Annotated in this window: 9 protein-coding genes; 6 read left to right on the top strand and 3 right to left on the bottom strand. The window is 52.0% G+C overall.

Annotated features, from left to right (window positions below; genetic code table 11):
• Positions 1–226: 226 nt before the first annotated feature.
• The 4 genes from ACTBDZ_RS11075 (at position 227) to bssS (ending at position 2248) form a co-directional block, all read left to right on the top strand.
• Complete coding sequence (locus ACTBDZ_RS11075; protein WP_438815350.1) at positions 227–466, top strand: excisionase; 240 nt, start codon at positions 227–229, stop codon at positions 464–466.
• Positions 444–1511, top strand: coding sequence for a phage integrase Arm DNA-binding domain-containing protein (locus tag ACTBDZ_RS11070; protein WP_438815349.1), 1068 nt, complete (start codon positions 444–446; stop codon positions 1509–1511). Before ACTBDZ_RS11075 ends, ACTBDZ_RS11070 begins: the two co-directional genes overlap by 23 nt.
• A 108-nt stretch (positions 1512–1619) precedes the next feature.
• A complete protein-coding gene (locus tag ACTBDZ_RS11065) occupies positions 1620–1796 on the top strand; it encodes a hypothetical protein (protein WP_438815348.1) in 177 nt (58 codons plus the stop codon).
• 197 nt (positions 1797–1993) lie between these two features.
• A complete protein-coding gene (bssS, locus tag ACTBDZ_RS11060; RefSeq protein ID WP_430358430.1) occupies positions 1994–2248 on the top strand; it encodes a biofilm formation regulator BssS in 255 nt (84 codons plus the stop codon).
• Between the two features lie 111 nt (positions 2249–2359).
• Here the strand turns inward: bssS and trhO are convergent, their stop codons facing one another.
• Positions 2360–3430 (bottom strand): oxygen-dependent tRNA uridine(34) hydroxylase TrhO, encoded by a 1071-nt coding sequence (gene trhO, locus ACTBDZ_RS11055; protein ID WP_438815347.1) that lies wholly within the window; start codon positions 3428–3430, stop codon positions 2360–2362.
• A gap of 198 nt (positions 3431–3628) precedes the next feature.
• On the opposite strand from trhO, the gene ACTBDZ_RS11050 reads away from it, so the two are divergent.
• A complete protein-coding gene (locus tag ACTBDZ_RS11050) occupies positions 3629–4723 on the top strand; it encodes an NADH:flavin oxidoreductase/NADH oxidase (protein ID WP_438815346.1) in 1095 nt (364 codons plus the stop codon).
• A 287-nt stretch (positions 4724–5010) separates the two neighbouring features.
• Positions 5011–5931, top strand: a complete 921-nt coding sequence (locus ACTBDZ_RS11045) for a Kdo(2)-lipid IV(A) acyltransferase (RefSeq protein WP_438815345.1) — start codon at positions 5011–5013, stop codon at positions 5929–5931.
• Positions 5932–6018: 87 nt separating this feature from the next.
• Here ACTBDZ_RS11045 and mdoH read toward each other — a convergent pair whose 3' ends face one another.
• Positions 6019–8559, bottom strand: a complete 2541-nt coding sequence (mdoH, locus tag ACTBDZ_RS11040) for a glucans biosynthesis glucosyltransferase MdoH (RefSeq protein WP_438815344.1) — start codon at positions 8557–8559, stop codon at positions 6019–6021.
• The gene (locus tag ACTBDZ_RS11035; protein WP_438815343.1) at positions 8552–10120 is read right to left on the bottom strand and encodes a glucan biosynthesis protein G; all 1569 of its coding nucleotides are present in this window, start codon (positions 10118–10120) and stop codon (positions 8552–8554) included. Before ACTBDZ_RS11035 ends, mdoH begins: the two co-directional genes overlap by 8 nt.
• Positions 10121–10717 lie beyond the last annotated feature (597 nt).

Raw genomic sequence — 10717 nt, 5'->3', positions numbered from 1 at the left:
GGCTGAGAAACGGATACAGAAGGCTTATCGATATCCTCGAGCAGCAACGCAAACCTCTACGACCTGCCCCAGCACCTTAATCAAGACTGTTACAGCCTGAAATCACCTGCATCACTGCACACCCTGTGTGAAACGTTCACCACCGCATTTCTTCGATTGGTCATTCCCCCACCCGCTCGCCGTCATGACGAACGGCTCAGCGGCCTGATTTTAGCAGAGGTCAATTATGGCATACATCACCTTATCCGAGTGGAATCGGCGGCAACCCCGCCCGCGTTGTATGGAAACCGTCAGGCGATTGGTCAGGAACGGAATGATTTTTCCCGCACCGATACGAGATGGGCGCGAGTATCTGGTTGAGGAAAACACCTGCAAGCTCACCCAGAATAAAAATCTTAGCTCATCAGGTTACCTTCATCCCGCCCTGTTATCGAGGATAAGACATGGCACGCCGGAGAAGCCATAAGAACCGCGACTTGCCGCCAAACCTGCAACCGCGTAATGGCGGCTATTTTTGCTACCGTGACCCGCGCACCGGAAAAGAGTATGGCCTGGGCCGCCATCGACAGGAGGCCATTACGCAAGCCATCGCAGCCAATATGGCGATTTATGGCTCATCAAAACAATCACCGCTCGTTGACCGCATCAACGGCACACAGGTGACTACAGTGAGTGAATGGACTGAGCGTTATCTGACGGTACTCGAAGGCCGGAAACTCAAACCGAAAACGATGGGCGAGTACAATAAATACCTGAAAGCAGTTAACGCCCATTTAGGCGAATTTGTTCTTCAGAAAGTAGAAACCAAAGACATTGCCTCGTTCCTGAATCAGTGGGTAAAAGCAGGGAAAGTAACCATGGCGAACCGCATCAGGACATTGCTACTTGACCTGTTTCGTGAAGCGATTGCCGAGGGGCTGCTCAAAAGCAATCCAGCCGAGGTTACGCGTAACCATCGAGTGGAAATTCAACGTGAGCGTATAACTTTGGACAACTGGAAGGACATCCGCAAAGCGGCGGATACATTACCCGCATGGGTTGGCCCTTGCCTCGACCTTGCTCTACTAACAGGTCAACGCTTAGGTGATATACAGGCGCTACGCTGGGAGGATTTCAAAGACGGACGCCTTTACATCAAGCAGGCGAAAACAGGCATGATGCTTGCCTTCTCCGAGACAATCCGCATCGACTGCCTCAACTTATGCCTTTCTGATGTATTAAACCAGTTTAGGGCATTAAACAACGGTGGAGCGCATCTTGTCGCAGATGCCAAACACGAGCAATTTTCTCAGGACACGATTTCCAGAGCATTTTTGAAAGCACGTCGATTATCAGGACTAACGTGGCAAGGAAAAGCTCCTTCATTTCACGAAATCAGGAGCCTTGCAGCGCGTCTCTACACTGATGAGAAAGGGAGGGATTATGCGCAAAAACTGCTAGGACATAAGTCCTCAGAGATGACCGATAAGTATCGCGATGTAAGAGGGGCAGAGTGGGCTGAGATTGAATAATTTCGACTGAATTTCGAGTAATTTCGATCGATTGCTTGTAACTCTCTGAATCTAAATGCCATAATTTTCATCCCGCTGTTTAACGACCAGCAGCACAAGATTGATGCGTTGGAACTGGCGTTTTCCTCCCTGGCATTTGCATTGGATGAAAGAACGGCACAGCTGCCGCTACTACATAATTTGAAACTGGAATCGCACAACGAACACCGCGCAGAACAGACCAAAAAACATCTGGCGTTGCTTATTGCCGTGTTTGAAAAGCATGCCGGTATCAGTGCCGAATAACCTGTTTTGTGCCCGCCTGACTGATATCCCATTGAAATTTGGGGATATCATATTCAGAAATTTTTCTTTGCAAAAAGAGTCGAAATAACTCACCTGCTGTACAAAAGTCACAGTATACTTAAGTTGCTCTTGTCAATAAGGAGCCGCCCTAGCCTCGTTAGTCACTCATGTTAGTAACTAGTCAATAAGGGGTATGTATGGACAGAAAAAATGAAGTTATTCAGACACATCCTCTTGTAGGATGGGATATCAGCACCGTTGACAGTTATGACGCCATGATGATCCGTTTGCATTATTTAACCACCCCAGACCAGGCTCCCGCAGAGGCAAATGTAGGCCGAACCTTATGGCTTACTACCGATGTAGCAAGGCAACTTATTTATATTCTTGAAGCGGGTATTGCTAAAATTGAGTCGACAGATTTTCAGCCACAAGATTTACTTAAACACTAGTCTACCGATTTCACAGTAACCGATGATCCCTTGACGACACCGCCTGATGGCGGTGTCGTCATATTCAGCGCGCTTAAGTTTCCCAATTAACCGCGCCCCATGAATACTCTGTCACTGCTCACTGCTGCCGTTTTCATCAGGTGCCGGGATATGCAACGCCCCTCTGAGTCGATCGCGTGATTTATTAAAAATCTTCATGCTGGTTTCACGTCCGCGACGCCGCTCACGCTGCTCTTCCAGCGGTAACTCCAACTCGCTCTGACAGGCATCGCTACAACAGCCCTGATAGGCCACCTGACAGCGGGGGCACTGAATAAACAATAAGTGACACCCTGCATTGCGGCAGTTGGTGTGGGTATCGCACGGTTCACCACATTGATGGCAGTGGGCGATAACATCGTCGGTGATGCGTTCTCCCATGCGCTCATCGAAGACAAAGTTTTTACCGATGAATTTTACCGGTAGGCCCTGGGCCTTGGCCTGACGGGTATATTCAATGATGCCACCTTCCACATGGTAAACGTTCTTGAAGCCCTGATGGCGCATATAGGCGCTGGCCTTTTCACAGCGAATGCCGCCGGTGCAATACATCACGATATTTTTTTCCCGCGCATCAGCCAGCATTTCTGCGGCCATCGGCAATTGCTCGCGGAAAGTATCGGAAGGTATTTCAAGCGCATTTTCAAAATGCCCCACTTCATATTCATAATGATTACGCATATCGACAAACAGCGTGTCCGGATCGTCCGCCATGGCGTTAACCGCTTCGGCTTTCAGGTAGGTACCAACATCGCTGGGATTAAAGGTCGGATCGTCGATGCCATCCGCAACAATACGATCGCGAACTTTCATGCGCAGTACCCAAAAGGATTTTCCGTCATCATCCAGTGCCACATTCAGCCGGATACTGTCCAATGCCGGATGCGCGCTGTACAGCGCCGCCTTAAAGTCGTCGAAGCGACTGGCAGGCACGCTCACCTGCGCATTAATGCCTTCAGCTGCCACATAGACACGGCCAAATACCTGACATTGCAGAAATTGCACGTAAAGGTTATCGCGAAACGCTTGTGCATCATCAAGCGCAAAATATTTGTAAAAGGAAACTGTGGTGCGAGGCTCGGTTTCCGCGAGCATACGCGCTTTCAGTTCCTCATTGGAAACACGGTTGTGTAACACTGGCATGGTGTACGTTCCTGTCTTCAGCAAGGGTTAACCAGATTATAACGTTACGGCGACATGTGTGTAACGCGCGGGATTATAGCCGCTCGCGGCAATTACGCCACAGGAGGAATTCGTGCGGCATGGAGAAAATCGTCGACACAGCAAAAATATCTCGGCGTATGATGGTTTATTCGTTTTTTCTTGGATAAGGAAACCACCATGAGTCGGCTATTTACCCCACTCGCGCTAGGCCCCGTCACACTGCCCAACCGCATTATCATTGCCCCCATGTGTCAGTATGCGGCCCAGAACGGTCTGGCTACCCCCTGGCATACCATGCATTTAGGTAACCTGTCCCACTCAGGTGCCGGGTTGCTGATCATTGAAGCGACAGCCGTTGTGCCTGAAGGCCGTATATCTCCTCAGGATCTGGGTCTGTGGAATGATGAAACCGAGCAGACGCTCGCCACGACGGTCAATGCCGTTAAGACGTACTCCGCTATGCCGCTTGGCATTCAGCTGGGCCACGCCGGACGCAAAGCATCCACCGCAGTACCGTGGCAAGAACGGGCTCGCGTGAGCGAACAGCAAGGAGGCTGGCAGCCTGTTGCCCCTTCAGCCCTGCCTTATGATGACAATGAATCTTCACCAACGGCGATGACGACGCAGCAGATTGCGGATGTCGTCACTGCTTTTGCCAATGCCGCTCAACGCGCCGATCGTATCGGGTTTGATGTGTTCGAAATTCATGCCGCACACGGCTATTTGCTGCATCAATTTCTGTCTCCGTTGTCGAATGTCCGTGACGATCGCTACGGCGGGGATTTGAATAACCGCATGCGTCTGGTACTTGAGGTGTTTCGCGCAGTGCGTGAGGTTGTTCCCGCCCACAAGGCTGTTGGCGTGCGCATTTCTGCCACCGATGGTGTAGAAGGAGGGTGGGATCTCGAGCAGTCTGTAGCGCTTAGCCATGCACTGCATGCCGCTGGCTGCGATTTTATGCATGTCTCAAGCGGCGGGCTCTCTCCGGCACAGCGTATCCAGCCAGGTCCCAGTTATCAGGTCTCCTATGCTGAGCGCATCAAGCGTGAGGTGGGGATCACCACCATCGCGGTTGGCCTTATCACAGAAGCCGAGCAGGCTGAAGGCATTTTGGCAACGGGTCAGGCGGATGCTATCGGCATTGCGCGCGCCGTGCTCTATAACCCGCGTTGGCCATGGCACGCCGCCGCACGACTGGGCGCGCAAGTATCAACGCCGCCGCAATTCTGGCATAGTGAACCGCATCATATTAAAAATCTGTTTCAACATTAAGCAATTCCCCCCTCCCTGGCGCAAACGGGAGGGGTCTCTTCTGCACAGACATCCCACCAAAGGTTAAACATCATAATTCGTCGATGCTAAGATAAAAGGCGGATATTGATTTTTGGAGTATTCCACATTGCCTTACGCCGGGTTAGCCTTCCTGTGCCGGAACGCTTTCCCGCATCATTACGATAGCTGATGCACCGCACCACATTAGACACTATCACTTGGTGTGACTGATTTCTTTTAACGACAAGCGCGGATGACTGCGCCTGCATTTTTTGATACTGGAACTCATGACACAACTCCCATCATTCACTCGTTCATTGTTACACCCTCGTTACTGGTTGACCTGGCTAGGGATCGCCATACTCTATCTTGTCGTGTTACTGCCTTACCCGGTTATTTATCGTCTCGGCACAGCGCTAGGCCGTATCGCCATGCGCGTTATGAAGCACCGCGTGCACATTGCAGAACGCAATCTGGAACTTTGTTTTCCAGAGATGACAAAACAAGCGCGTGCCGCGTTGGTGCGTAAAAACTTTGAATCCGTGGGCATGGGGCTGTTAGAAACCGGCATGGCCTGGTTTTGGCCCGACTGGCGCATCGCCCGCTGGTTTACCGTCACTGGCCTTGAGAATATACAACCACTGCGTGCAGAAAAACGTGGCGTATTGTTGATTGGATTACATTTTCTTACGCTGGAACTGGGGGCACGTATTTTCGGCATGCATAACCCTGGGATCGGCGTTTATCGGCCCAATGACAACAAACTGATTGACTGGTTGCAAACCTGGGGCCGCATGCGCTCAAATAAGACCATGTTGGATCGCAAAGATCTCAAGGGCATGATCCGTGCGCTCAAGCAGGGGGAGATTATTTGGTATGCCCCCGATCATGACTATGGCCCGCGCAGCAGCGTGTTTGTTCCCTTCTTTGCTATGGAGAGTTCTGCAACCACCAGCGGGAGTTATTTGTTGGCAAAAGTGGCCAAACCGGCCATTGTGCCATTTGTCCCTCGGCGGCGCGAGGAGGGGAAAGGCTATGAATTGATCATCCAGCCTGCCGAACTCAGCGTACCGTTAGATGATGAAGCCACAACAGCCGCCTGGATGAACGCGCTGGTAGAACAAAATGTGCTGCTGGCACCCGATCAGTATATGTGGTTACACCGCCGCTTTAAAACGCGTCCGGAAGGCGAACCTGCTCTGTATTAAATCGCCGGACGTTCTGGCAGTGCAATAAAAAAACAGCGGCTATGCCGCTGTTTTTTATGGATGAAATACACCGTTACGGTAAAACCGTCAGGACTCCAGTGCGTGGTAGCGCTGATGCCATGTGGCAAACTGCTGCGGATCGTGCCACACCGCATAGTGTAAACGGGAAATCGTCACCGGATCGCTCAGCAGCACCAGACGCTGATTGTCGCTTAGCGCATCCAGATCCTGTTTCAACGCATCAGCCACGCGCTGGGCCCGGCCCTGCTCAACCGCACGGCTAAAGCCATGGCGCGCAGTTGCCATTGCACTCGCCAACGCATTGAGCGAAGGATCAAAGACCGCCTGCACGAAACCGTTTTCCAATTTACGCGCACGGTTGGCACGGAAATAGGTGTCCGTCGCCACCAGCTCGCGCGGCGGCTCGTACTCTTCCGGAATCAACAGGAGATTAGCACGCTTGCATGCCAGCCCAATCGAGGCACGGCTTGAAATCACCGACACGAATGGCGACAGGATCAACGAGAAAACAATCGGCGACAGCCACCACAGGAAACGCAAATCCAGCCAGGCCATACCAATGGCCCACACCAGCCCCAACACCAATTGCGAGCCATGACGAGCAAAGGCTTCGCTCCACGGTGTGGCATCATCATCACGCTGCGGCGATTTCCATTGCACGGACCAGCCGAAGAAGGCACTGACCACGAAAACGGTATGGAACAGCATACGCACTGGGGCCAGCAATACCGAAAACAGCATCTCAAGCAGTAACGACAGGAAAACGCGCACGGCACCGCCGTAAGGTTTCGCCCCCTTTGCCCATACCAGAATCACACTCAGCAATTTTGGTAGGAACAGCAGCACCAATGTGGTCGAGAACAAGGCTATCGCCAATTCAGGACGCCACTGTGGCCACACGGGGAAGAGCTGACGCGGTTGGAGGAAATATTGCGGCTCCATCAGCGTATGCACCACTTGCAGTGCGGTTGACAGCGCCAGGAACATAAACCACAGCGGTGCGGAAAGATAAGACATCACCCCGGTCAGGAACACGGCACGGTGTACCGGGTGCATCCCTTTCACCAGGAACAACCGGAAATTCATCAGGTTGCCGTGGCACCAGCGGCGATCGCGCTTAAGTTCATCAAGCAGGTTAGGTGGCAGTTCCTCATAAGAGCCGGGCAGATCGTAGGCGATCCATACCCCCCAGCCCGCACGGCGCATCAGTGCCGCTTCAACAAAGTCATGGGACAAAATCGCACCCGCAAAAGAACCTTCACCGGGCAACGGTGCCAGCGCGCAGTGCTCGATAAACGGCTTCACGCGGATGATGGCGTTATGGCCCCAATAGTGCGACTCACCCAGTTGCCAGAAGTGCAGACCAGCGGTGAACAACGGCCCGTACACACGTGTGGCAAATTGCTGGAAGCGTGCATACAAGGTATCCATCCCGGACGCTTTTGGAGAAGACTGGATAATCCCGGCATTGGGGTTGGCTTCCATCAGACGCACCAGTTGCGTCAGACATTCGCCACTCATCACGCTGTCGGCATCCAATATCACCATGTAGCTGTATTGGCTGCCCCAACGACGGCAGAAATCATCGATATTACCGCTCTTACGTTTCACGCGACGGCGGCGGCGGCGATAGAAGATACGGCCAAACCCATCCACTTCACGGCACAGGTCCATCCAGGCTTTCTGCTCTGCAACGCATTTGTCCGGGTCGTTACTGTCACTCAACACATACAGATCGAAGTGATCGAGCTGTCCAGTCGCTGCCACAGATTCGTAGGTCGCCCGTAATCCAGCGAACACGCGCTCAACGTCTTCGTTACAGATAGGCATGATCAACGCCGTTCTGTGCTCGGGGTTGAGTGGCTCATCCCCTACCGTCGTTGACGAGATACTGTATTTGTCCTTGCCGATCAGCAGTTGTAAAAAGCCCATCAGCGCAGTCCAAAAACCGGCAGAGACCCAACAGAACAGCACGGCAAACAGCACCAGAATGCCACTTTGCAGGATATAAGGCAGAACCTGCATAAAGGAGCGCAGGAAAGGCTGATTCACCATAGCGAACGGATCGATCAGCGCCCATCCCTGATAAGGCAAAATGGTTTTCATGTACCAGGTGGCGATTGCCGTTTGGAACAACGTCAAGATAAGCAGGGTATAACGGCGCAGCGTCCCCACCATTCTCCAGCGGTTCTCGGCAATCTTCTCTTCCGGGCTGGCATGAGGACGACTCGGCGCCGGGGAGCGCCCGAGCATACTTTCCCACCAGCGTACCAGCGGGTTGGTGCGCCACATGTCAGGAAACATCGACGCACGTTTGATCGTGGGCATCGCCTGTAATGCGGCACGCCCTTCTTTATCAACAATCACCGGTTTAACCGCCGTTGCCGTATCGGGCCAGGCGGCATCCAGACGCGCCTTGACAGATTGCAGCGGCGAATCGTCTTCCGTCAGCAGCGTCGCAGGGGATTCCCCCTGCGCCAGAGCCCGATGTATTGCAGAGAGACTTTCACTCTCTGCATGAGGCAACGCATGCTGCAACGCCTCCGCCGCTTGCGCGGACAGAGGCAATTTCCCGATATAATCAGGGCTCGAGATTAACTTATTCATTGGCAGGTAGCTGATAGCTCCAGGTTTCCGATAACAGCGTTTCGCCGTTCACCAACGCAGCGCGCAGCTCGGTTGGCTGTTTAGGATCTTTCACACGCAGACGCAGTGTTAAACGCCAGCCGCGCGTTACCGGATTATAGCGAACATTGTTCTCAACGATTTCACCGTTGTCGCCGATGCTGACTTGAGAGGACACAGGCGTCACTTCTTCCATCTCTTTCATCATCGGTCCGGCAAAATCGACCAGGAACGCAACGGTGCCATCCGGTTGGCGAATCAGGTTAGACTGTTTCACATCCCCGGTAGAACGCATGGTGCGCTGAACGTAGGCCAATTCAGGTGAATGCAATTGTTCTTCGTCACGCGTGAAGTGCAGGCGATAGCCCACTTCCAGCGGCTTGCCAATTTCAGGTAGCGCTTCCGGCGTCCAGAAAGCAACGATGTTATCGTTGGTTTCATCGGCGGTCGGAATTTCCACCAGTTCGACTTTCCCTTTATCCCACTCGCCCTTGGTTTCAACCCAGCCGCTAGGACGCAGATCGTAACGGTCATCCAGATCTTCATAGCTGGAGAAGTCACGCCCACGTTGCAGCAAACCGAAGCCTTTCGGGTTTTCAATCGAATAGGTGCTGACAGACAGGTGTTTCGGGTTATTCAGCGGACGCCAAATCCACTCACCGTTGCCCGCGTGGATAGATAAACCGTTAGAGTCATGCAACGCCCCACGGTAGTTCAAGGTGGGAGAAGGCTGATTCGGCCCAAAAAGGAACATACTGGTTAGCGGTGCCAGCCCCAGTTTACCGACGCGAGCGCGCAGGAACACTTTAGCCTGAACATCAACCACGCTGTCGCGTCCTGGATAAATGACGAAACGGTATGCGCCCGTAGCACGCGGTGAATCGAGCAGCGCGTATACCAGCAGGTGCTTGTCATTGGGTTTTGGACGTTCGATCCAAAACTCGCAGAAGCGTGGGAACTCTTCCCCAGAGGGCAATGCCGTGTCAATCGCCAGACCGCGCGCAGAAAGGCCGTAAGTCTGCCCTTTACCGATCACACGGAAATAGCTGGCACCCAACATGCTGACAATTTCGTCATCCTTGCCAAGCTTGTTGATGGGATACAGGATTTTGAAGCCTGCAAAACCGAGATTCTTCACGGTCTCTGCATCGTGATTCACCGTACCGAAATTAAAATATTCCGGTGAATAGGCGATCTCGTTAACCTCAGTGGCCGTCACTTCATTGATTCTCACTGGCGTATCGAAATACATGCCCTGATGATAGAACTGAATGCGAAACGGCGTTTGCAGGTTATTCCAGTATGACTTCTCCTGGTTAAAACGAATCTGCTGATAATCAGCAAATTTCATATCGCGGAACTGGGCGGGAAGATTGCTCTTCGGCGCTTCATAGCCTTTCGCTGCCAGTTGTTCAGCTTGCGCTGCCACATCATCCAGCGAGAATGCCCAGGCAGGCAACGCAGTGAAAGACAACACAATCGCTGCGGACAACCAGCGCAAATTCGCTACTCGACGTTCAACCCCAAAATTATTAACCAGCACAGCTCCCCCTGTTCGTGTGCTTAAATCAACTAAAATCCATATTAATGGATAAGTTAACCTTCCGACAACTTGATAAAAGCCCGGTTCATCATGATAGGTCAGCGTTTAAACAACGCAAGCTGCAACCCCGATAAATTTCTGTAAAAAATCGAAAATTAGAGAGGATACTCCGTCACCGGTCAGCCGTTGGCAACCCCTTGCGGTTATTTATGCCAGCGGCGCGCTGCTTACCTACAATTCTACCTGTTGCACTGTTAGCAAAACACCCTGTTTATGCTGCGGTTGCAGAGAATACATACTGCTTTTGTTAACACGTCCACCATGACGTTTAAGCACGTGCAACTTTCAAGATTAATCCGAACGGTTGCACGCTGATGCATTAAAAAATTCGGATGCAACACGAATTACACCCATTGATAACAAAATCGCGTTAAATCAGATACAGTAGGGTGACATATTTATACCCGTCCACCGGCTTTGTTGAATAAATAGAAAGTTTGGGTAATCATCGGAACAGATCACCATAGTTGTTTCAAAATCAGGTCTCCATGGCAAAACAAAATTTTAAAATCACTAACTGGCCCTCCTATAACAAGG

It is taken from the genome of Symbiopectobacterium sp., assembly GCF_051710365.1.
Lineage (GTDB): Bacteria > Pseudomonadota > Gammaproteobacteria > Enterobacterales > Enterobacteriaceae > Symbiopectobacterium.
The sequence above is the reverse complement of the archived record's forward strand: the minus strand, read 5'-3'. Positions and strand labels throughout refer to the sequence as shown.

What these genes read in the sequence shown, in the direction of transcription:
- ACTBDZ_RS11075 (WP_438815350.1), top strand. Translation starts at nt 227, where the DNA reads ATGGCATACATCACCTTATCCGAGTGGAATCGGCGGCAACCCCGCCCG.
- ACTBDZ_RS11070 (WP_438815349.1), top strand. Translation starts at nt 444, where the DNA reads ATGGCACGCCGGAGAAGCCATAAGAACCGCGACTTGCCGCCAAACCTG.
- bssS (WP_430358430.1), top strand. Translation starts at nt 1,994, where the DNA reads ATGGACAGAAAAAATGAAGTTATTCAGACACATCCTCTTGTAGGATGG.
- trhO (WP_438815347.1), bottom strand. Translation starts at nt 3,430, where the DNA reads ATGCCAGTGTTACACAACCGTGTTTCCAATGAGGAACTGAAAGCGCGT.
- ACTBDZ_RS11050 (WP_438815346.1), top strand. Translation starts at nt 3,629, where the DNA reads ATGAGTCGGCTATTTACCCCACTCGCGCTAGGCCCCGTCACACTGCCC.
- ACTBDZ_RS11045 (WP_438815345.1), top strand. Translation starts at nt 5,011, where the DNA reads ATGACACAACTCCCATCATTCACTCGTTCATTGTTACACCCTCGTTAC.
- mdoH (WP_438815344.1), bottom strand. Translation starts at nt 8,559, where the DNA reads ATGAATAAGTTAATCTCGAGCCCTGATTATATCGGGAAATTGCCTCTG.